At 34.9% G+C, this 21,729-nt stretch carries 20 protein-coding genes; 2 read left to right on the top strand and 18 right to left on the bottom strand.

What is annotated here, in order from left to right; translation table 11 throughout:
* Window positions 1-5 precede the first annotated feature (5 nt).
* From galE to QZV68_RS05545, 5 genes are all read right to left on the bottom strand, one after another.
* Window positions 6-974, bottom strand: a complete 969-nt coding sequence (galE, locus tag QZV68_RS05565) for a UDP-glucose 4-epimerase GalE (protein ID WP_296879373.1) — start codon at window positions 972-974, stop codon at window positions 6-8.
* 9 nt (window positions 975-983) lie between these two features.
* Window positions 984-2,162, bottom strand: coding sequence for an NAD(P)/FAD-dependent oxidoreductase (locus QZV68_RS05560; RefSeq protein ID WP_296879371.1), 1,179 nt, complete (start codon window positions 2,160-2,162; stop codon window positions 984-986).
* A gap of 5 nt (window positions 2,163-2,167) precedes the next feature.
* Complete coding sequence (locus tag QZV68_RS05555) at window positions 2,168-2,335, bottom strand: 4Fe-4S binding protein (RefSeq protein ID WP_296857871.1); 168 nt, start codon at window positions 2,333-2,335, stop codon at window positions 2,168-2,170.
* A gap of 120 nt (window positions 2,336-2,455) precedes the next feature.
* Window positions 2,456-2,881, bottom strand: a complete 426-nt coding sequence (locus QZV68_RS05550; RefSeq protein ID WP_296879369.1) for a universal stress protein — start codon at window positions 2,879-2,881, stop codon at window positions 2,456-2,458.
* Window positions 2,882-4,588 carry an ATP-binding cassette domain-containing protein gene (locus QZV68_RS05545; protein WP_296879367.1) on the bottom strand — a complete coding sequence of 569 codons (1,707 nt, stop codon included), beginning with the start codon at window positions 4,586-4,588 and terminating at the stop codon, window positions 2,882-2,884.
* An 85-nt stretch (window positions 4,589-4,673) separates the two neighbouring features.
* On the opposite strand from QZV68_RS05545, the gene QZV68_RS05540 reads away from it, so the two are divergent.
* On the top strand, window positions 4,674-4,970 hold the full coding sequence (locus QZV68_RS05540; protein ID WP_296879365.1) for a hypothetical protein: 297 nt from the start codon (window positions 4,674-4,676) through the stop codon (window positions 4,968-4,970).
* A gap of 4 nt (window positions 4,971-4,974) precedes the next feature.
* Here the strand turns inward: QZV68_RS05540 and QZV68_RS05535 are convergent, their stop codons facing one another.
* From QZV68_RS05535 to QZV68_RS05515, 5 genes are all read right to left on the bottom strand, one after another.
* Window positions 4,975-5,517 carry a zinc ribbon domain-containing protein gene (locus QZV68_RS05535; RefSeq protein ID WP_296879363.1) on the bottom strand — a complete coding sequence of 181 codons (543 nt, stop codon included), beginning with the start codon at window positions 5,515-5,517 and terminating at the stop codon, window positions 4,975-4,977.
* Window positions 5,518-5,618: 101 nt separating this feature from the next.
* On the bottom strand, window positions 5,619-7,370 hold the full coding sequence (gene uvrC, locus QZV68_RS05530; RefSeq protein WP_296879361.1) for an excinuclease ABC subunit UvrC: 1,752 nt from the start codon (window positions 7,368-7,370) through the stop codon (window positions 5,619-5,621).
* Window positions 7,371-7,380: 10 nt separating this feature from the next.
* Window positions 7,381-14,574: a DUF3320 domain-containing protein gene (locus tag QZV68_RS05525; protein ID WP_296879359.1), complete on the bottom strand. Its 7,194-nt coding sequence runs from the start codon at window positions 14,572-14,574 to the stop codon at window positions 7,381-7,383.
* 162 nt (window positions 14,575-14,736) lie between these two features.
* Complete coding sequence (locus tag QZV68_RS05520; protein WP_296879357.1) at window positions 14,737-15,555, bottom strand: PfkB family carbohydrate kinase; 819 nt, start codon at window positions 15,553-15,555, stop codon at window positions 14,737-14,739.
* A 24-nt stretch (window positions 15,556-15,579) separates the two neighbouring features.
* Window positions 15,580-16,428 (bottom strand): cation diffusion facilitator family transporter, encoded by an 849-nt coding sequence (locus tag QZV68_RS05515; RefSeq protein WP_296879355.1) that lies wholly within the window; start codon window positions 16,426-16,428, stop codon window positions 15,580-15,582.
* A gap of 124 nt (window positions 16,429-16,552) precedes the next feature.
* Here QZV68_RS05515 and QZV68_RS05510 point away from each other — a divergent pair, with 124 nt between their 5' ends.
* A complete protein-coding gene (locus QZV68_RS05510) occupies window positions 16,553-16,732 on the top strand; it encodes a hypothetical protein (protein WP_296879353.1) in 180 nt (59 codons plus the stop codon).
* Here QZV68_RS05510 and QZV68_RS05505 read toward each other — a convergent pair.
* The 8 genes from QZV68_RS05505 to guaB form a co-directional block, all read right to left on the bottom strand.
* Window positions 16,724-17,413: a HisA/HisF family protein gene (locus tag QZV68_RS05505; protein ID WP_296879352.1), complete on the bottom strand. Its 690-nt coding sequence runs from the start codon at window positions 17,411-17,413 to the stop codon at window positions 16,724-16,726. The two genes, QZV68_RS05510 and QZV68_RS05505, sit on opposite strands and share 9 nt — an antisense overlap.
* Before the next feature lie 581 nt (window positions 17,414-17,994).
* Window positions 17,995-18,279, bottom strand: a complete 285-nt coding sequence (locus tag QZV68_RS05500; protein ID WP_296879350.1) for a DUF3194 domain-containing protein — start codon at window positions 18,277-18,279, stop codon at window positions 17,995-17,997.
* A gap of 36 nt (window positions 18,280-18,315) precedes the next feature.
* Window positions 18,316-18,663: a prefoldin subunit beta gene (locus QZV68_RS05495; protein ID WP_296879348.1), complete on the bottom strand. Its 348-nt coding sequence runs from the start codon at window positions 18,661-18,663 to the stop codon at window positions 18,316-18,318.
* 40 nt (window positions 18,664-18,703) lie between these two features.
* On the bottom strand, window positions 18,704-18,967 hold the full coding sequence (locus QZV68_RS05490; protein WP_296879346.1) for a KEOPS complex subunit Pcc1: 264 nt from the start codon (window positions 18,965-18,967) through the stop codon (window positions 18,704-18,706).
* Window positions 18,960-19,445, bottom strand: a complete 486-nt coding sequence (locus QZV68_RS05485; protein ID WP_296879344.1) for a ribonucleotide-diphosphate reductase subunit beta — start codon at window positions 19,443-19,445, stop codon at window positions 18,960-18,962. Before QZV68_RS05485 ends, QZV68_RS05490 begins: the two co-directional genes overlap by 8 nt.
* Before the next feature lie 40 nt (window positions 19,446-19,485).
* On the bottom strand, window positions 19,486-19,617 hold the full coding sequence (locus QZV68_RS05480; protein ID WP_292608962.1) for a DNA-directed RNA polymerase subunit P: 132 nt from the start codon (window positions 19,615-19,617) through the stop codon (window positions 19,486-19,488).
* 3 nt (window positions 19,618-19,620) lie between these two features.
* Window positions 19,621-19,890 (bottom strand): 50S ribosomal protein L37Ae, encoded by a 270-nt coding sequence (rpl37A, locus tag QZV68_RS05475; protein WP_292608966.1) that lies wholly within the window; start codon window positions 19,888-19,890, stop codon window positions 19,621-19,623.
* Window positions 19,891-20,155: 265 nt separating this feature from the next.
* Window positions 20,156-21,640, bottom strand: coding sequence for an IMP dehydrogenase (guaB, locus tag QZV68_RS05470; RefSeq protein WP_296879342.1), 1,485 nt, complete (start codon window positions 21,638-21,640; stop codon window positions 20,156-20,158).
* Between the last annotated feature and the right edge of the window lie 89 nt (window positions 21,641-21,729).

The raw sequence follows: 21,729 nt of genomic DNA, 5'->3' as shown, positions 1-21,729 counted from the left end.
ATTACCTAAACGCCATTTATTTTTTCATGCCATTTCCATGCTGAAGAAACAATCTCTTCAAGATTATATTTAGGCTCCCAGCCCAATTCTTCATTGATTTTTGATGAATCTGCAATCAGAATAGCGGGATCACCTTCACGACGCTCATCTATTTTGACTTCAAAGTCACGCTCTGTGACCTTTTTGCACATGTCAATAACTTCACGAACGGAATAACCTTCGCCGTTTCCCAGGTTAAATATATTTGATTGATTTTTTTCGCAAAGATATTCATATGCCTTAATATGGGCATCAGCCAAATCGTTTACATGGATATAATCACGGATGCAAGTTCCATCTGGAGTATCATAATCGTCTCCAAAGATGTAGATGCAATCTCTTTTGCCAATGGCAGCATCCAATACCAATGGAATCAAGTGAGTTTCAGGGTCATGCAGTTCCCCGACCTCACAATCAAAATCACAACCCGCCGCATTGAAATATCTTAAAGATACATAATTAAAATCACCTTTTTCAGCTTCCCTTTCTAAAGCCTTTTCAGTGATAAATTTGGAGTGTCCATAAGGATTGATTGGTTTTAAATCAGTATCTTCAGTAATTGGAATCTTTTCAGGATTTCCATATACAGCAGCAGTTGATGAAAGAATGAATTTATCAACGCCAAATTCTCTCATGATTTTTAAAAGATTTAATGTATTTTTATAATTGTTTTTAAAGTATTTTTGTGGCATTTCAACAGATTCTGCTACTGATGAAAAAGCTGCAAAATGTATGACTCCATCAATGTCATATTTCTCAAAAACTTCTCTTAAATCAGCACTTCCGAAGTCATAATTTTCAAAGTTACCCCATTTGACAAAGTTTTCATAACCTTTACATAGATTATCGACTACAACAGTCTCATAACCTGCATTATGAAGTGCTTTGTTAGTATGAGCCCCAATATAACCTGCTCCACCAGTAATTAAAATCAATTAAAACACCTATACAAATTTACCTAATTTAAGTAAAGCTTTTGGAGATACTTTAATCAATTTTTTGACTATTTCTGTTGTTGAAATTTTCTCAAAGCTTTCGCCTTGGAATGCGTGAGCAATACTGTCAAGCTCTTCATCAGATAATGTGAGCAAGTATTCCTGTACCTTTTTGTATCTTTTGATTTCATGGTCTAATTCTTCATGAGCCATTTTGTCATATTGTTTCAAGAATTTTTTGGAACAGTCTTCCTTGATAGCCAAAGCAGCCACTTGACCAGCGCACATTCCTCCAGTCATACCGGAAATAATTCCTCCACCGGTTAATGGGTTTACCTGACCTGCAGCATCTCCAACAACCATTATATTATCATCATAAAGTTTTTTAGTCATTCCACCTACAGGGTCTCCACCCACATTCATTTCAACAGCTTGCGCATTTTTTAAGTAAGGAGAATTTGCAACAAAATCATCCAAGTACTCCTTTGCTGTTTTTTCTGCTTTGTGAGGTAAAATGGCCAAACCGACATTTGCAATGTCGTCACCTTTAGGGAAAATCCATACATATCCTCCAGGTGCACATGATCCTAAGTAAAATTCGATAATTCCCGGTTTTTCGAATTCAACGTTACACATCTCATACTGAATACCGGATTCCATTTCTTTAGGTTTTGCAGCAGGCCTTAATCCTGCCCATCTTGCAACGTGACCTTCCGGACCGTCTGCGGCGATTAATATTTTACATTTGTAATCAATTTTTTCGCCCATACATTCTGTTTCAACAATGTAACCGTTATTGATTTTTTCAACACCTGTTACTAAGGTTTTGATTTTGATTTCTGCGCCTGCTCTTGCCGCATCCATTGCCATATGTTTATCGAATACTTTTCTTTCTAGAATGTATCCTGCTTCAGGCAATGATACTTCATCTTTGGTCAACCATACGTCAGTTCCGTCAGGTGTCTGAATCCTTACACCTTCAATCTCCTTAGTAACCCAACGAGGTGAAGGTTCAATACCTAATTTTTCCAATCCTTGAATTGAAACACCTTCAGCACATCTTTTTGGTGAACCAATTTCAGATTTCTTATCCATTAAAATAACTTTTGCTCCACCTAATGCAGCATGTTTTGCTGCACTAGAACCTGCAGGTCCTGAACCTACTACAATAACATCAGTTTCAATCATAATAATCAGTCCTCTTTTTCTAATGCGTCAATTGGACATGCTTTAATGCAAGTGTCACAATCTCTACAGTCATCATCATTAAATACTAAAGCGTATTCTCTTACTTGAATTAAATTTCTTGGACAAACTCCTGCACATTCACCGCAGAATGAGCACCAATCTTTAACAATCATAAAAAAAATCTCCTTAACTTAAATCAGTTTATGTTATGAATACTAAGTTTTTTATAGTATTTAAAAGTTTAGTTAAAATATAGCTATTCAATTATTAAAAAAAAGAATTAGAAGAAATAATTATTTGATAAGTAAGACAGGCACTTCAGAATTCCGTAGAAGTCTTTCTGAAACAGAACCTATTTGTGTATCTGAAACATCATTTTCATCAAAAGATACGAACCTGTTGTTATTAGCACCATGTGCATGAATGACAATCAAATCTGCACGGGTTTGATCGGCGATGAATTTCATGTCTCTTAACGGATCTGCAGTAAGCAAATGCTCAACAACTTCAACACCAACTTCATTTGCCTTTTTGGTAACTTTAGCTAAAAGAGCATCACCGGAATCTTCTTCTGAATCATAACTATTGAATGAAAATTCCTCCAGAACATGCACTGCCGCAATCTTGGAAGAAAATTTTTGAGCAATTTCAATAGCAAAGTCAGCTGCCTTAAAACTATAATCAGAACCATCAATAGGAACCATTATCACATCAAACATCTACTTATCCCCTTTCAGGTAATCCGCATGACAGAAATCAATGAAGTTATCAACAATCTTATCCATATCCTCACTGTCATCAATTATTTTTCCGTCATCCATGAAGATTGCCCTGTTACTCAATTCCTTAATAAAGTCTGTATTGTGGGAAATCATTACAATTGTAATTCCATAAGTTTTTGAAATCTTCTTAAGGGAATTTGTTACAGTTCTTAAGGTAACCGGATCTAAATCTCCAAATGGTTCATCTAAAAGTAAGAATTTTGGCCTTGAAATTAAAATTAATGCAAGCATTACACGCACTTTTTGACCACCGGACAATTCATAGGACCTTCTATACAGAATATCCAAATCCAGATTTAAGCTTTCGAAGATGTCTTCGACAGCTTCCCTGGTTGCGGTTTCGGGGAATTTTGGGAATAAGTCATTGAGAATTTCAGGATCCAAACCAACCTGCATCAAACGCTCCTTGGCTTCAATTTCAGGTAAATCTGTCAGCAAATAAAATGAGTCCAGTAACTCTTCACTGAGACCTATTTTTTTAGCTCTTTCCTGAGCTTCTTTTATAATGTCCTGATTTTTGTAACCTAACCTAACGGCCAACTGATCCAAAACAGTTGCATAATGGTTTAATGCGAATTCCTGGTGCATGAAACCTAATTTGGACCTTATTTTCATACGTCCCATTCCGGGAATGTCTATATCTTCCCATTTACCATCCACATCGTACAACACTTCACCCTTATCAGGATCATCCAATCCGCCGAGCATTCTTAAAAGAACAGTTTTTCCAGCACCACTAGGTCCGATAATACTTAAAATATTTTCATTCTGCACTTTGAAGTTTATATCTTCAATTTGCAATACTTCTCCACCCGTCAATAAGTAGAACCTCTTGAAAACATCTTTTACTTCAATAACATCCTCATCAGTAGCAATATTTTGAATGTCCACTATAGGCTCCATATCTTCCATAAACTTGTCGCAGATTTCATCAGGGCTTCCTTCATCAACAATTTCACCATCTTCAAGCAAAATAACTCTGTCAGCCAAATATTTCTGGACATCAGGCAAGTGAGAAACAACAACAACGGTAATGTTCAATTCTTCATTAATTTTTTTAACCGCATCAAGAATTTCTTGTTTTGTTTTGGGGCATGCCATGGTTGCAGGTTCATCAAGAAGTAAAGCCTTAGGCTGTTTTGCAAGTTGTCTTGCCATAATTAGTCTTTGCTTTTCACCGCCGCTTAAAACGGATGCATAATGGTCTGCCTTGTGAGTTAAAGAGACAAGTTCCAATATTTCATCAGCTTCCTGACCGAACTCGCTTTCGGCAACTTCGAAATTGGTATCCCCCTCATCAAAATATCTGCGTGCATATAACTTTCTCAAGACATTTTCACGCACAGTATCCGGCCAAAGACCAAAAGACCTTTGAAGATGAATTGCAGTTACTTTTTTGAGATTATTATAATAAAATTGAGAAGAGTCGGCATCTACGCTGTCGCTACCTACAGTAATGCTTCCAGCATCAATATGTTCAACACCTCTTAAAGCTCTTAAAAGTGTAGTTTTACCGGAACCACTTCTACCCATGATTCCAAGAATTTCACCTTCCTTAACTTCAAAACTAACATCATTTAATGCTTTAACTTTAGTTCCATCATCAAGTTCATAATCCTTGCTTACATTTTCAACTTTTATCATTCTTAATGCCCCTTATAATATACAAATCTTTATTTCTGAAACTATTTATATTTTAATCATTATACATTTAAAACAAGTGATTAAAATGGCTAATGAAAATAAAATTCAAGAATACTTAGATAGCTTAGAACAAGAAAAAATAATGATTGAAACTCATTTTGCAAATATTGAAAGAATATTGAAAGACAATCCAAAACTAGACCAGGAAAAGGCATTTGGACTATTGTCTAACTTCAATACATTAAGCATTCAATATGACCAGTTATGCAATGATCTCATCAAATTTATCAAAATATTCAAAGGCAAAGACGAACAGGAAATCCGTCTCTACAAAACCGATGAACTAGTGGAATTGCTTGAATCAAAAATAAACGAATTATAATTTTTTAATTATTATAATTTATTTCAATACTTCCAGTTGTATTTGTAGTTGAATTTTGAGCTACAACCTGACCATCTTTTAAAAGTTGTATTGTGAGAGTACCATCACCCATATCTTCTTTTTGAGCCATAATATACACCCTTTCCCAGGATGCACAGTCTAAAATAACTCTTTTTTGACCGTTTCCAGACTCTTCCGAAAGGTAATTTGGGTCACCCATTTTGGAAAACCAACTGCCTTCATAGTTAACAACGGCTGTGAAAGGATAAGAAGAAGAATGATTAAGACTTCCATTGTCTGTAATAACATTTAAATTTTCTTCAGGAGAAGGTTGGGACACATTATAAATAAATGAGAATAGCAATAATGCTACAACAACAATACCCAAAACAATAACAATTTTTTTAGCTAGGCCCATATTCCAACTGCTTGTTCTTTTAGTACTGCTAAGGCGATTGCCGTTTTGATCAGTTAAAAGATATGAGCAGTTATCACAATATGTAGATGTAGGAGAATTTTCATAACCACATCGAGGACATTTAACCATAATTTAAACCTTTTTTTACATTTATTATACAAACATTATTAAAATTCTTATATTTAAACTTAATGGAAAATAAGCCATATTTTCTAAAAATAGATAATAGTTTAGTGATAATAGTTATAGACATTTTCAGCCGTTTTTTGATTCATGCCTTTTATTTTAGCTAAATCTTCCACAGATGCTTTTTTAATATTTTCAATACTTCCCAACTCTTTTAAAAGAGCAACTTTACGTTTTTTACCAATTCCAGCGATATCGTCAAGAGATGAAGCTGAAATATTCTTACTGCGCAGTTTTCTATGATACGTTATTGCAAACCTATGTGATTCATCACGCACTTGCTGAAGCAAGTGAAGAGCCTTATTGTTCTTAGGAATTATAATTGGACGCTTGGTATTTGGAAGATATATCTCTTCAAATTCTTTTGCAAGACCAATTATTGGAATATGAGTCAGATTCAATTTATCCAAAACCCCGCAAGCCATACCCAGCTGTCCTTTACCACCATCAATTACAATCAAGTCAGGTTCCGGATCTCTGTCTATCATTTTTAATCTGCGAGTCAGCAACTCTTCCATCATTGCAAAGTCATTAGGTCCTGGAGTTTCCATTCTGAAATGCTTATACATTTTTTTGTTAGGCTTTCCATCCTTAAACGATACCTTTGAACCGACCGCAAATTCACCTGAAATGTTACTGATATCATATCCTTCCATCACACGAGGCAATTTTTCAAGTTTGAGATATTTTTTAAGCTCTATCAGTGCATTTTCCATCTTTTTCTTTTGATGCTTTATAATTTCGGCATTTTTGCGAGCCATTTTCACCAAACGTAACTTAACACCTTTTTGAGGAACTTTAATATGCACCTTATTACCTCTTAAATCACTCAACCACTCTTCAAGCAATTCCTTATCATCAATATCCTCATCCAGAAGAATCTGCTTTGGAACATGTCTATTGTATCCATAATACTGTTGAATAAATGCAAAGAGTATCTCAGATGATGAATCATATTGAGAACCGCTCATCAAAAAGTCATCACGGCCAACTATCTTACCATTTCTAATCGGCATGATGATGACCACAACCTCGTTTTCGCCTTGGGCAATGGCTATTACATCCTGGTCCAAATCATCATCCACCAAGTCGACAAACTGCTTTTCCATAATCTCTTCGATTGATGAAATCTGGTCCCTTATTACAGCCGCCTTTTCATATTCCTCATTTGCTGCTGCTTCAGCCATTTCACGCTTAAGATTTTTAACTATGGTAGAATACTTTCCCTGGAAGAACAAATCGATTTTATTAATGATTTCACCATATTCCTCCTGGGAAATTTTCCCATCACATGGAGCATAACATAAGTCAATCTGTGAGTTTAGACATGGCCCATCCATATTGCGACAGGTTCTGATTTTAAACAGTGACTTTAAAAATTTAACAGTCTGCTTGACTGAACCGACATCAGTAAACGGCCCATAATATATTCCGTCCTTCGTAACGTTTCTTGTAATGACCAATCTCGGAAACTTCTCAGAGGTAATCTTTACATAAGGATATCTCTTATCATCCTTCAATTGGACATTATATCTGGGACGATGCTTTTTAATCAAAGTGGCTTCTAAAATTAGGGCTTCCTTTTCAGAATTGGTTACGATATACTCCAGACTATCAAAATGACTCATTAAAATTTGAGTTTTAGGCCTGTCAAGTTTTTCACGAAAATAAGATTTAACCCTTTTAACAAGATTTTTTGCTTTGCCTATATAGATTATGGTGTCCGTTTTATCTCTCATTATATAGACACCAGGCTTGTTTGGCAATTCATCGGGAGATTTGAGTTTTGTAGACATTTAATCCCCCTTAGATAAGTTCAACAACATCATTGGTTATTTTAACTTTATTGTTTGCAATCATCAAATCCAAAACACTGTTAATCCTATCAGCAGTCTTTTTAGATGTAGATTTGAATCCGAAATTGCGTGAAGTTTCCTTAGCGATTTGCTTTGTGCTCATGTTATGTTTGTAAAGCAATACTGTTTCAATATTTTTAGATATCTCCTCATCACTGATAAGGTCTATATTAGGCTTGTTTCTTTTTCTGATAAGTACATTATTATTGGATGCGTCATAAAGGAAGTCACCAATTCTGATAATATTTCCTGAATTTTCAGCCTCATCGATTGCAGCATTGACTGTCTTTTTCAAGTTAGCTCCTGCCCTATTAATTTTACAGCTGTCTCTAACCCTTTTGACCACTTCCTTAACGTGGATAGGTCCTTCCACATCTACAATATTGCTGATTGATTTTGCCACTTCACTGGATGGTTTCTTATACAAATCATCAGCGGAACTTAATCCGATGTCTGTTGCTTCAACATAATCGACAATGGTATCTTCCATTTTTCTTTTTCCAGGAAGTTTTTTATCATCAAATGATTTTAATTTATTGTTGCTTTGATATCTTTCCTTTTCTATTTCCTTGTAATCTTCATTTGCAGATTGGATAATATTTTCCAAAGCTTGATCCCTTAACTCTTCTCTTCTATTCTCATCATTGACAGTAACAATGACATCGTCATCCAATTCATTTTCAAATGACCCTGCCATCATTTCTTTTTCTATTCTTTTTTCTTCCTTTTCAGCAAAGGACAATTTTTCTTCCCGTTCAATAATCAATTGAGAATCATCATCACTAGGCATGTTCAAATAATCATTAGGATCATATTCTTCGGTTCTGTCAACTACAGAAACATAATCAACATGAGTAGGATTTTCTATTTCCTTTAGGGATTTATTGATATATTTCATGTCCTTTTTAAATCCCCGAATGGAATCTCTGACTGACCTGTGCTTCTCTCCTTCATCATAGTAAAGGTTGTTCTTTCTAAGTTTGCTGTTTATATCATTAGAACCTTGATAATATGTAACGCCATCATCATATTCTTCCTTGGTCTTGCCAGAATCCCCTTCAGTGATTTCATTATCCCAAACATTTTCTTCATTATCAGAAATGTCTTCGATGACTTCTTCATCTGATGCTTTCTTATCATCAAACAAGTCATCCATGAATTCGTCCATTGCCTTGTCAACAACATCCCTTGCTTCACGGTGAATATCCTCTTCTCCCATATCCGGCAGATTATCATTGAAGATATTCAGTTCCTCATTTTCTAAATCAATTTTTGGAGTTGGCCTTTCCAAATCTTCATAATTTTCAATGATATTCTCTTCATTGCCATCAGGTGAAACATCATTATCCAAATCAGGCAGCACATCATTGAAAATATTCAATTCCTCTTCACTGTTGACTATTTCTGCTTCAACTGCAAATTCATCTTCAGGAACTGGTTTATATGACGGTTCGCTATCTTTTTCAATGACTTCACCGCGAACAACCTCAATTTCTTCAGGTTCCAATTGAGAATCGGCATTGTTAATAACATCAGATATGAATGAATCAAACTTATGTTTCATTTTTGATTTGGCATTTTCTTTCTTTTTATTTGAAGTTGGCTGAGAATCCTCTTCCAGAGCAACTTCCTCATTTACTGCATCATCTGTTGGCTCATCATTGCTATGGTCGACATAAATGTAATCATCATCAGAACCCAAATCAACTTCGGATTCGTGTTTGGAGTCATCTGCATTGGAGTTGATGGAATCTTTAAATTCTATATTTTCATCATTTGAAGCTGTTTTGGACTCCTTAATTTCTTCTGTATCTTCCTGAACAGATTCATAATCATCATGTACTGAATCCTGCTCAATGACTTCCTCTTCAACATCCTCAAAGACAGTTTCATCCTCTTTAATTTCAACATTGCCATTGTCATTATCATCAACGGCAAAATCATCATAATTCTCTTTTTGATGTTCAACGTAATCTTCCAATATGACAGGTTCCTCTTCAAGGACACGTTCATCATCATGGCTGTGGTCGACATAAATGTAATCGTCATCAGAACCCAAATCAACGACATCTTCCTTATTATCATCTGCTGATTTTACTTCTTTGGAAGTTTTTTCTGCAGTTTCCTCGAATTCCTTTTCCAAATCTGAATTTTCGCCTAAATCCTTTGTAAATTTAAGTCCTGAAAATAAAGGATTCTTGTCCATTTTTTCTTCAGTATCATCCGATTTAAATAATGATTTAATTTTTTCTTTTATAGGATTGAACTTATTTCCACGGTCTTCATCAGAATAATCCTTTTCATCCTCCCAAACTTCTGCATTGTCTTCAGGAGAAACTCCTTCATCATCCTCCCAAACTTCTGCATCATCATTTTGAGAGACATCTTCATCTTTTGATTCCCATACCTCGGAATCATCATCTTCAGTTGATTCCGATTCTACTTTAACATCTGATGAATCCCCAACAGGTTTTACGCCCTCACCCACTGAATCTGATTCAACATCAACATCTGATGAATCTTCAACAGATTTTACATCGCCGTCCAACGGTTCTGATTCTACATCCAATGAATCTTCAACAGATTTTACATCGTCATCGGCAGATTCTGGAATATCTACAACAAATTCCGAATCATTTTCTACATAAGCATCATCCAATTCAACATTGGAGTCTGATTTCTCTTCAACCACAACAAACTCGGAAGCATCTTCAACATTAGTATTTTCTGATTTATCTTCAACATCTTCAACCACAACAAACTCGGAAGCATCTTTAACATCAGATGTTTTTTCTTCTTTTATTGTCTTTTCCGGTTCATTTTCAATCGAATCATCTTCAAAGAAATCAGACGGATTGATTTCACTTACATCGATAGGCTTTTCAAGAACATCCCCATCATCCACCTTTTCGACTTCAACAAAATCACTTGGACCAATATCTTCGGGATTCACTTGATTATCAGCTTCTTCCTGAGCTTTTTTCTCAGCTTCTTCCCTTTCACGAGCCAATCGCAATTCTTCAGCTTGTTTTTCAGCTTCAATTCTGCGTTTTTCTGCTAATTTTTTAGCTTCCTCTGATTTGCGCCTTTCTTCTTCGCGGGATTGTTTAATGGACTTTTCAACAAATTCCAATAATTTCTTACGTCCCAAATCCCTATTTCTGTACCAATCTGTTGACCACAAATGATAAAGTTTCCAGCCAAGACCTGTCAGTACCTGTTCACGAAGTCTGTCCCTGTCACGAGCTACTTTGCTTGAGGAATACATTTTTCCGTCGGTTGTTATTCCCAATATATATTTTCCAGGATTTTCATCATCAACAATAGCCAAATCTACCCTAAATCCTGCACATCCAATTTGTCTATCTACAATATACCCGTTTTCTTCAAGGAAACTGGCTATTGCATCTTCAAATGGTTCTTTTGTATGCATTTCAGGCCCATTAGTTCCTAAAGTTAAGTTTTCAGCATATTCTAAAAATTCCTTCAAAGACTTTACACCATACGGAGGATTAGCGGTTAATTTCATATCATATGCCTTGAAGTTTGAGAAAACAACACATTTTTCTCTTGCACGGGTAATCAATACATTAAGCCTTCTTTCCCCACCATCCTGGTTTAGAGGACCGAAATTGAGTGACATCTTTCTGTCATTATCAAAACCATAACCTACACTGATTAAAATGACATCCCTTTCATCCCCCTGGATAGTTTCAAGGTTTTTAACGAAGAAATGTTCATCCTTATTGTCTGAGAATAGAGGTTCATATTGAGGTTTTTCCTTACGCCTGACCTCCAATTCCTCAAGAATTGCATTTTTCTGTGCAACGGAAAATGTTCCGACACCCAAACTTTTTGTATCGCCATACTTTTCAAAGTGGTTGAAAATTTCATCAACAACATCCTTTGCTTCAAGAGGATTTGCAGATGATGAACCCCTATCATATGCCGTATTAGGGTTATAATGGAATTTTAAACCCAATTCAGGATCTGAATGTGAAGGTGAAGGATATACCAGCAAATCATCATCATAAAATTCCCTGTTTGATACTGCAATCAATGACTCATGACGTGACCTGTAGTGCCATTTAAGCATTTTAACTGGGAATGAAAGCTTACACAAATGCAGGATACTTTCCATATCAAGAGAAGTTGCTTCCTCCTCATCACTGTCTGCATCAGACATCTGGTCGAAAAATGATGTAGGAGGCAATTGCTGAGTGTCTCCCATAACAACTGCAGTTTTACCCCTCATGAATGCACCTAATGCATCTTCGGGTTTTACCTGACTGGCTTCATCAAAGATAACTACATCAAACTGCAGTTCTTCATTAGTAGGATCCAAATACTGTGCAATGGACAACGGACTCATCATGAAACAAGGTTTGATCTGTTTTATCATACCTCCCGCTTTTTCTAGGAGTTTTCTAACTGGCATGTGTCCGCTTTTTCTTGTAAATTCCCCTGCAAGTATTTTTGCCTGAGGATTTTCTGTTCCTCCGAATATCTTCGGAATGTTGCTGTTTAATTTGTGGAAAATTCTTTTCCTGTTTAGAACAAGGATTTTCTTATCCAAATCCTTGAATTCCCTAATCCTATTTTCATGCAGTTCTCCAATAAATGTAGCCAGTTCCTGATTTTCAACAAATAATATGTTTAAAAGTGAGTCTGCAAAGTTTCCATCGACCAATGCTTCAATATCATCCTTTTTGATGTTCCTTTTTTCGATAGAATCTACAAACATTGCTGCATTTGAACTTTTCAAAGCGTTTTTGGTATTCAAGTACTGTGACCATAAATGGAGACTGGAAAGCTGACCTCTCCATTTGTATAGCTGCTCCTGCCATGCCTCAAAGCTTACATCACCTGTTTCCCTTTTGAATATCAACTTGCTTCTCGGATTCAACTTATCCTTAAGCTTTGTAAGAACACGTACAAACTCCTCACCTGAATCAATGTATTCGGCAAGGTCTCTTTCAGGGTTAATGTCAAACATGTCCTTGCTCATCAGGTCAATGGTATTTTCCGAAAATGTTCCGTCACGAACAAGCGCTGTGAATTCATTCATCCACCTGGCTATTGCCTTTAAATCATTTGGATTAGCATTTAAATGCCAATATGCACCATAATATTTCTCACCCAATGCTCTGTTGGCTTCGAGATTATTTCTCATTTTGATAATGGCTTTTGCTTCCTGCAAATCCCTTATAATATCTTCAACACTGCCGGTGACCGGAACGGCATAATACCTCTCAACAAGTTCAATGTGCTGCTTATTGTTGAAGAACCTGAACTTTTTATTGGAAATATTTCTTAACTCATATATCAGCCCATCAATATCAGCCTGAAAAATACTTTGGTTGAATTTATTTAAAATGCCAGAGTATTTCTGATACCTTTCAAGCTCCTGTATTAACCTAAATGCATCATCATTGTTAGTGTTCCATGCACCTGATTTCAGGATGCTTCCGTCAATCAGTTCGGCATTCTGGGACTTGATGATTTCAAAAGCAGAAAGGGAATTTTGAAACTCATTTAATGTATCCGGCTTTTTGATTCCATAGATATCATAAACTCTCCCTCTCTCAACAAGGAAATTATCAAGGGCATGAAGCGTATCATTAATCAGCATTTCAATTTCCCTCAAGTCTGCCGGAAGCAGACTCTTTGGAGCGCATTTACTCCATGGATTCTCTTTGGAAATTGTTTGATAAAGCTCTGCCAAGTTTTCCAATGATACTTTCAGGTCATCCAATTCTTTTAATGAAATTGATTCTGGATTTTGGAATCTGACTAACGGCATGATGGCATTATTTCTTGAAAAGTGATCATCTGCTGATTCCTTCATCCCATATAATTGGAAAGGAGACAAATTAACGGCAAATGACGGCATATGAATAATCTGAGAATAATCATCAAGCTGACGTCGCAAAGTCTCAAGCTTTCGAATGGTCTGATCGATATTCAATGGTTCCTGAGCCCTCACATTGGTTGCCTTCTGCAGATCTTTCAGAAATTTTTTACGTCTGGTCTTATGGGAATGCAGCTCCAAAACAAACTTGCCCAAACCCACACCTGTTAATCTGTCTTTTACAACATCCAATGCAGCCATCTTTTCCGATACGAATAAAACAGATTTGCCTTCAGCCAGCAGCTCTGCTATCAAATTTACAATGGTCTGTGATTTACCTGTTCCCGGAGGACCTTCCACAACCAAATTACGCCCTGACTTGACGTCCTGAATGGCAGCAATTTGAGAGGAATCGGCATCCAGTACCTGATACATTTCACGGTATTCAAGCTGCGAATCAATGTCCTCTTCCCTGAAAGCTTCCTGGTCGTTTTTGGCAGGATTGAAAATAGCCTGAATCAATTCATTTTTTGTCAGGTCAACATTATCTGCCCATGCTTCCGGGTTCAAATCGTTATACATTACAAATTTTGTGAAACTGAAAAATCCTAAAGCGACATTGCTGTTAACTTCCCATCCATCCATTCTTGAAACGGCACGGCGAACGCTGGCAATGTAATGATCAACAACTTCGCCATACCTTTTAAATTCAAAATTCGGAAGTTCTATTCCTGCTTCTAGCAATTTAGCTTTAAGTGAAATGTTAGTTTGAATATCTTCTCCAGTCCATTCAAGATTGAATGATTCTCCAACCTTTTTTCTCTCCATTGCAACTGGAATTAACACCAGGGGAGCATTGTTCTTTTGTCTTGGTTTGGATTTATCCTTCCACTGCAAAAATCCGATTGCCAAATATAAAATGTTGTAACCCTGCTCCTGAAGCATTGTTCTTGCCTGGTTATTGATGTAATATAATCTCTTTTGGAGCTCCTTAGGAGTCAAATCTGTAGCTAATTTCTTATCCCCCTCGGAAAACTTTGAAAAATCAAATGGAATATGATCCCAGACAGATGATTTGTCTTCCTTCTTATCTTTTTTATTGGCTACAAAATACATTTTGTTTTCCTGCAGAACCAATGTCTGAAAAAGATTTACAGGAGACTGATTTACTATAGTGATAGTCTTTGCCCTAGTTTTAAAATTAAGAAGTTGATTTCTTAAAGTTAAATCTAAAAGCTCCTTACGTAAATTTTTAAATTCCTTTTCGATTATATTAGATGATTTGTTTAACATGATGACCCTTTGTAGTGTTTAAAAAAAATTAAAAGCCATATATAATTATAATTATATATATTAATAAAGTTTTCTAAATAATGTAAATTTAATTAATTGCTTATAAAAACCAATAAGTAATAATAAAAAATAGCAATTAACATAACGTCATAATTTGCATTATCATTTTGAGTTATAAGGTCCTGATTTTTGAATTTTCTTGCTTGCAATTAAAGATGCGAATTCTGCGGCAATTTTACTTGATTTGTTCAATAATTTTTGTGAGACATATGCTGCCATATATGTATCTCCACACCCAGTCGTATCAACCACATTTTCACATTGGACTGCATCGATTTTCATTTCACCATCTGAAATGATTCTGGATCCATGACTTCCATCTGTTATGACCACCTCATCCACATCATAGCCGTCACCAATTATGTTTGCTTCTGCCTCATCCAAAAATATTGCAGAAAACCCCTCTAAAATATGGCTTAGCTCATCGAAGTTATCTAATTTTATGGTGTAACTTTCATTTACTTGCTTGTCCGGAAGTCTTAGGAATCCCTGTATTGATGAAAATATAGGAACATTGAAACTTTTCAGATATTCAACCGTTTCAGCAGGAAAATCATAGCGATTTAAAGGATTGATGATAAAAGCATCAATATCATCAGGAAGAATAGGCTCCAAATCACCTTTTAAAATTGGAATTTCAGCAAAATTACTGAATTGATTTCTTATATCCCTATTTTCCTTAAAAGGATATTGATTAATGAAAAAATGAGTATCATCTTTCTTTATTACTTCAACTTTTGCCAAATCAGGGAAATCCTCAATTAATTCTTCATCAGAACAGTTTACAATGGCCAGGTAATCAGGAAAGAATTCCTCAAAAACAAAACTTTGAAAGTATGTCGCCCCACCTACCTTATAGGACTTTTCATCTCCGATTACAACCAAATCCTTGGTCACCGGCCCAATAGCAACAAGTGTCATCGTAAAAATCTCCAATTATTTTTTTTAGTCAAATTCTATTGTAATGTCTACAATATGATATTCCTTTGAAATGTCATGAATCTCTTCTTTAATTTCTTCAGCATTTTTTCCAAAGTCTGCCTTAACCTTCAAGGTCATTACTGAATCAATACCATCAAGGGACCATATATGAAAATTTTCAATGGCCATTATACCATCGATTGCCATAATCTGACTTTTGAACTCTTCGATATCGAAATTATCAGGAGTCTTTTGAAGCAGAACCTCCAGGGACTTATAGAGATTTCTGCCTAAATTAAATATCAGCCACAAGGCTATTCCGATGGATACGAAAGGATCCAAATAAGGAGCACCCTTCCAAAACATTAGCACAATGCTCAATACAAGAATTGCCACCCATTCGAATACATCTCCAAGCTGGTGAAATAAAATTGCCTTTTCATTGAATGTTTCACCGCCGTGCAAACGATATACTGAAACGGATTTGAAAATTATTCCAACAATTGCAACAAGCAGCATGCCCTCAGCATCAACATCTTCGGGAGAGAATAACAGTGGAATAGCCTCTGAAAGTATTACGAAAGCCATTACTATGACAAAAACAGAAATTATTACTGCCCCAAGAATGGAAAACCTTTGATAACCATAGGAATATTTTTCATTCGAATCTTTCTGGGAAACCTTCTCCAATGTCCAGGCCAAAGCGATTGAAATGGTATCTGACAAGTCATGAATACAATCTGCGAGGATTGCCATACTGTTAGTGGCCAATCCTCCGACAATCACAATAATGTTGAATGTCAGGTTCATAAAAAAAACAAAAGCCAAATTCTGACCTGCTTTTTTGTGATGATGATGCATATTTCCCCTCATAGCTATAATGTATATAACTTATAGAATAAAAAACTTATTTAAAGTAAAAAATACATATAATTAAAATAGAATTAAGTTATCTTTAAATAATTTAAAAATTAATAAATTATAATAGTGATTAAAAATGGCTGCAAATGGAACAATTTTATTTTCACATATTCTCCCAGTAATCCTTGGATTTTTAGCAATTATACTTGTTATTTCCGGTTCACTTGAAGAAAGTAAAACAAAATTAGGTGTAGGAATAGTATTATTCGTTGTAGCTTGTCTATTCCCATATCTCATTTTAAGTGTATTAATCTAAAAGATTTACTTCACCGGAATGCAGGCTGGTTCCTATCAACACTTTTTTTATGCCTTGGGAATCTAACTCACCAAGAGATTCCTTATTTAAACCGCCCGCAATAATCAGCTTATCTTTCATATCTTCGAACTTGTTTAAAAGTTCCTTGTTGTATCCTTTTTCAGTGCCCACACCTGTAATGTCCAATATAATGATTTCATTAGGATCCAATCTCTTCAGGATTTTCTTAAATTCATCCAATGTCAAATCCAAATTTTTTGAAAAGAGCTCATTATCCTTGACATCTATGCTTACGACAATCCTTTCCTTAGGATACTTTTCAAAGATTTTTTCCATTTCATCAATGCTTTCGAGGGTTTCAGTCGGAATAATTATTTTATATGCATAGTCCAGGAAAAATTCGAATGATTCGCAATTTTTAACACCACCATCAAACATTACCGGCAGAATAGTATTAACCATTTTAATGTCTGAAACATTGTGGCCTTCTGATTCTATCAAATCCAAATCTGCAATGTACATCTCATCAGCCCCATTCAATTTTAACCCCTGGGCTATTTCAACAGGATTTGCAGAAGGTGCGAAAACAGTTCTTAATGGCTGATAAGTATCCCTCATACCTGATTTTCCGCTTACCGCCTGGTGCTGTTTTAAATCAATAACGGGTATTTTCTTAATCATAATTATAGTTAGACAAAACAAGTATTAATATTTTAAAACTACACACAAGGAGGTGAGAAAGGTCGAAATGTTTTCCGACCCATCTCGAGAATAAAAATAATGATCAATTTAGATAAATAACAAATATGTTATGAACCTCTATTTATTAAATTAATTGACATAGTATATAAATGTTACTAAAGTTTAAAAAAATTAAAGTAAAATTGAATAAATAAAAATATTAAAAAATTAATTAAATTTATAAATTGTTTAAAAATTTAATATAAAAATGCACAGTAATGAATAATATACAATAATTAATGAAATTGAATTTTTAAGGGCACCTAAAGCTATCAAAAATTAATAAAATTTGCTTGATAAAGTCAAATTGAAAAAAATAAAGTGAAAAGTTTGAAGTTGATTAAAGAGGGAAATTGAAAGATAGTATTACGTGTTTGTCCTTATATTGCTAAGCTATTGATATCACTTCAAACTTAATTAAAGATAGTACTTTGTCATATAAATACTTTTTTATAAAAAAGTATTACCATAATTAGTAAAAAATAATTAAAAAGTAATACCACAACATTGAAAAAAAATAATTAAACCCTGAAATTCTCATCAATGTATGAATCAAACCTCAAATAGGCTTCATCAATAGCTTTGGAGATTTGGTCTTGAGTAATTTCTGAGAGCTCATCAAAGATAACTCCAACATCAACATCAACATCTAACTGTCCATTTTCATAATTAAGAACAATATCCAAATCCAAATCTTCCAATTCCTTGGTTGAAATAGCTTTTGAAACTTCCTGTTCCAGAATTTCACCAAATGCGTCAGAAATAGTTGACAAATCGTCGTTAGATAATACCTTTAACTTTGACATAAAAATCTATAAAAAAAAGAAAATGAAGAATTAAGCCTATTGGCCCATTCCTTGCATAGCAGTTTGAATAGTTGCTTGCATCTCTTCGAGTTTTTTCATAACCCTTTCTTCTTGACGGGTCATGGTTTGTTTTCTTAACTCAAGAGTTTCTAATTTATCTTCCATATCAGCTAAAGCATCCTTGTACTCCACTTTAATGAGTAATGTACCTGCTTGTTTAAATACTTCAGTTGATTCATCGGTTTTTTTAAGTTCTTCTAATGCTTTTTCAGTTTCTTGAATTTGAACTTCAACATTTTGAACTTGCATAGTTACAGCTTGAGCTTGTTGTTGTAATTGTTGAAACTGATTTAATTGATGTTGAATATTTTCAGGAATCTCCATAATATCACCTTATATTTTATTTTTAATTATTATATGAACATTAATTTGTTAAATTATTTATTTCTAATGCCAATTTAATCCACTTTATGGCAGAATTAACAGAAGCTCTAAAGGATGTGGAATCTTCAGCATCGATATTAATCAATATTTTAGATCCATCCAACTCAATAGTCATTGATGACCTGTAATCTGGAGCTGTATCGAATTCCAAAATAATGGAATCATAAATTATTTTGGCCTGTTGGCTGTTATCAAATTCAATAGCTATATCACTTTTGACTGATTCTAGAGGACTTTCACTCATGTGCACCCTCTAAAATTTTTTTAACGTTAATCTGGAAGTTGGTTTTATCTCCGAACTTATTAACAAAATTAATTTTAGCTATCAAATCATTATCACTGGAAATTAAAATATAATTATCTTCTGCTTTATCAACCAACTCAATGTCGAGGATTTCACCTAAGACATCAAGCTTTTCAACCTGTGAAACTATTTTCAATTTTGATGGAGCAATATTCAGTTTATCATATTCAAGTGAAGCTCCAATAAGAATTACAAGTAAAACATCACCTTTATTTGAATAGAATGTGACTTTACTCGGATTTCCTTTAATTTCATTAACGACAGCCAAGTTAAATTCTTCCAATTCCAAAGCCTTCAAAAGAAGTTCACGCATATTCATTTTTCCTCTATTAACAGATACTGAACCTGTTGAGTGTGCTAAATTCTTACAGAACTTCCTTGTTTTTTGAGAAGGTTTTCTAGAAGTTGAAATTAACATAAAATCAAAAATAGTAAAAAAATATTTAAAAGCAGATAAATTATCTTGCTTTTATAACTCTAGTTGTTTCTGGAACATTTTTAAATAAAATCCTATATCTACATTTAGGACATTTATTTTCCATGTAGCTTTTATGGTCTACTTCTGCTCCACAACGTGGACATCTATACAACGTCTATTCCTCCACACGAATATCTCTGATACTACGTGCTGCAGATTTTGCCATAGGAGTTTCAGGAACGTAAGCTCCTCCAGTGAATACTGCACCACATTTTCTGCATTTCCAAATTCCAGCAGCTTGTCTTTTTACATAAGGTCTATCACATTTAGGACAAACATGATTTTTTTTCATGTTTTCTTCGATGATTTTAACAGATCTTTTTGCTTTTCTTCCGTATCTTGCACCAAACCTTCCTGTGATACCAACTTTTTTAGTTCTTGCCATTTAATATCTCTCCGTAATAAATAAAATTTAATTAAAACATGCAAATTATTTCAATTTACATAGATTATCTAAAATAATCATAAAATTATCTAATGTAATAATATAGTATTTACTAATATTTAAAGGTTTGCTAAAAATTAGCATTTCTAAGAAAAAACAATTAACACACGATAAAAAATATAATTTAGATGAGAAATTTTAATTACCCATAAATCTTCATGCCATATCCATAATCTCATCTAAAAATATGAAAAAAATTACCCAACTATTCAAATGTTGGATAATTAGGACTTTCATTAGTAATTAACAAATCATGAGGGTGGGATTCTTTAATACCACTGCTTGTAATCCTAACAAATCTTGCTTTTTCCTTCATTGCAGCAATATCCTTTGCACCGCAATAACCCATGGAGGATTTTAAACCACCAACTAACTGGAATAGAATTTCCGCAATAGTTCCCCTATAAGGTACAGCACCTTCAATTCCTTCAGGAACATATTTTGTGTGGTTCATTTTACTTTTCTGACCTTGGAAGTATCTGTCAGCTCCACCATCATATTCGCTGGTCATTGCACCCATAGATCCCATTCCACGGTATTTTTTGTATTGCTTACCGTTCATTACAACAATTTCACCAGGAGCTTCAAAGGATGCTGCAAGTAAGTTTCCAAGCATAACTGCATCTGCACCGGCACCAATAGCTTTTGCAACATCACCAGAATATCTGATACCTCCATCAGCAATAACTGGAATACCAGCATCGCGAGCAGTATCAGCAACATCTGAAATTGCAGTAAGCTGAGGTACACCAACACCAGCCACAATACGGGTAGTACACATTGAACCCGGACCAATACCGACTTTAAGTGCATCCACACCCATTGATATTAAATCTTCAGCAGCTTCAGCAGTAGCAATATTACCTACACATAATTCTGCATCAATATTATCTTTAATGGTTTCTGTAAACTTGACGACATTCATGTTGTGAGCATGAGCACAGTCAATGGAAATGATATCCGCACCTGCTTGATCAAGTGCCATTGCTCTATCCAAGTCAAATGGTCCACATGCAGCAGCAACCAAATAGTTTCCATTATTATCACGTGCCGCATTTGGGTATTGGGCTTGGTTAAGGATATCCTTGATTGTAATGATTCCCACAAGTTTTCCGTCATGGACAACAGGAAGCCTTTCGACCTTGTTTTCATAAGCGATGTTCAATGCCTCTTCAGCAGACACCCCTTCTTCAACTGTGACAACATCGGAAGTCATGATGTCCTTAACTGTCTTATTAGGTTCTGATTTTAAAACTGGTCTGATATCTCTTTTTGAGATAATTCCAATAATTTCATCACCTTCAACAACAGGAAGACCACTGATTAACTCATCTCTCATTTTTTCCTGAACTTCAGCTATTGTGGAATCCGGAGAAATTGTTATAACATCACGAATTGTCAAGTCTTCAGCATTTTTTACTTTTTTAACTTCTTCAACCTGCCTTTCTTTTGAAAGATTTCTGTGAATGACTCCGACACCACCTTCCTGTGCCATTGCAATTGCAAGCTCTGCTTCAGTTACAGTATCCATAGCTGCACTTAAAACAGGAATATTCAGTTTGATGCCTTTACCTAGTTTAATATCTGTGCAGATATCCTTAGGTTCAACGTAACTTGCATTTGGAGTTAAAAGAAAATCATCAAAAGTGAAAGACATTCTTGCTTCTTGAACTTTTTTTGAGTATGACATAAATAACACCTAATCAGAATGAATCTAATAATTCTTTAAGCTCTGCTACGGCAGTGTGGTGTATTTTACCTGTATTTCTGTCACCGCCA

Source organism: uncultured Methanobrevibacter sp. (assembly GCF_902801725.1).
Classification (GTDB): domain Archaea; phylum Methanobacteriota; class Methanobacteria; order Methanobacteriales; family Methanobacteriaceae; genus Methanocatella.
Note: the sequence above shows the minus strand (reverse complement) of the source record. Positions and strands in the feature narration are given on the sequence as shown.

Coding starts and splice junctions, on each gene's coding strand:
- QZV68_RS05500 (WP_296879350.1), bottom strand. CDS start 18,279: ATGTCAAAGTTAAAGGTATTATCTAACGACGATTTGTCAACTATTTCT.
- QZV68_RS05485 (WP_296879344.1), bottom strand. CDS start 19,445: ATGTTAATTTCAACTTCTAGAAAACCTTCTCAAAAAACAAGGAAGTTC.
- guaB (WP_296879342.1), bottom strand. CDS start 21,640: ATGTCATACTCAAAAAAAGTTCAAGAAGCAAGAATGTCTTTCACTTTT.
- rpl37A (WP_292608966.1), bottom strand. CDS start 19,890: ATGGCAAGAACTAAAAAAGTTGGTATCACAGGAAGGTTTGGTGCAAGA.
- QZV68_RS05490 (WP_296879346.1), bottom strand. CDS start 18,967: ATGAGTGAAAGTCCTCTAGAATCAGTCAAAAGTGATATAGCTATTGAA.
- QZV68_RS05515 (WP_296879355.1), bottom strand. CDS start 16,428: ATGAGGGGAAATATGCATCATCATCACAAAAAAGCAGGTCAGAATTTG.
- QZV68_RS05525 (WP_296879359.1), bottom strand. CDS start 14,574: ATGTTAAACAAATCATCTAATATAATCGAAAAGGAATTTAAAAATTTA.
- QZV68_RS05555 (WP_296857871.1), bottom strand. CDS start 2,335: ATGATTGTTAAAGATTGGTGCTCATTCTGCGGTGAATGTGCAGGAGTT.
- QZV68_RS05545 (WP_296879367.1), bottom strand. CDS start 4,588: ATGATAAAAGTTGAAAATGTAAGCAAGGATTATGAACTTGATGATGGA.
- QZV68_RS05535 (WP_296879363.1), bottom strand. CDS start 5,517: ATGGTTAAATGTCCTCGATGTGGTTATGAAAATTCTCCTACATCTACA.
- QZV68_RS05520 (WP_296879357.1), bottom strand. CDS start 15,555: ATGACACTTGTTGCTATTGGGCCGGTGACCAAGGATTTGGTTGTAATC.
- uvrC (WP_296879361.1), bottom strand. CDS start 7,370: ATGTCTACAAAACTCAAATCTCCCGATGAATTGCCAAACAAGCCTGGT.
- QZV68_RS05510 (WP_296879353.1), top strand. CDS start 16,553: ATGGCTGCAAATGGAACAATTTTATTTTCACATATTCTCCCAGTAATC.
- QZV68_RS05560 (WP_296879371.1), bottom strand. CDS start 2,162: ATGATTGAAACTGATGTTATTGTAGTAGGTTCAGGACCTGCAGGTTCT.
- QZV68_RS05495 (WP_296879348.1), bottom strand. CDS start 18,663: ATGGAGATTCCTGAAAATATTCAACATCAATTAAATCAGTTTCAACAA.
- QZV68_RS05550 (WP_296879369.1), bottom strand. CDS start 2,881: ATGTTTGATGTGATAATGGTTCCTATTGATGGTTCTGATTATAGTTTT.
- QZV68_RS05540 (WP_296879365.1), top strand. CDS start 4,674: ATGGCTAATGAAAATAAAATTCAAGAATACTTAGATAGCTTAGAACAA.
- QZV68_RS05505 (WP_296879352.1), bottom strand. CDS start 17,413: ATGATTAAGAAAATACCCGTTATTGATTTAAAACAGCACCAGGCGGTA.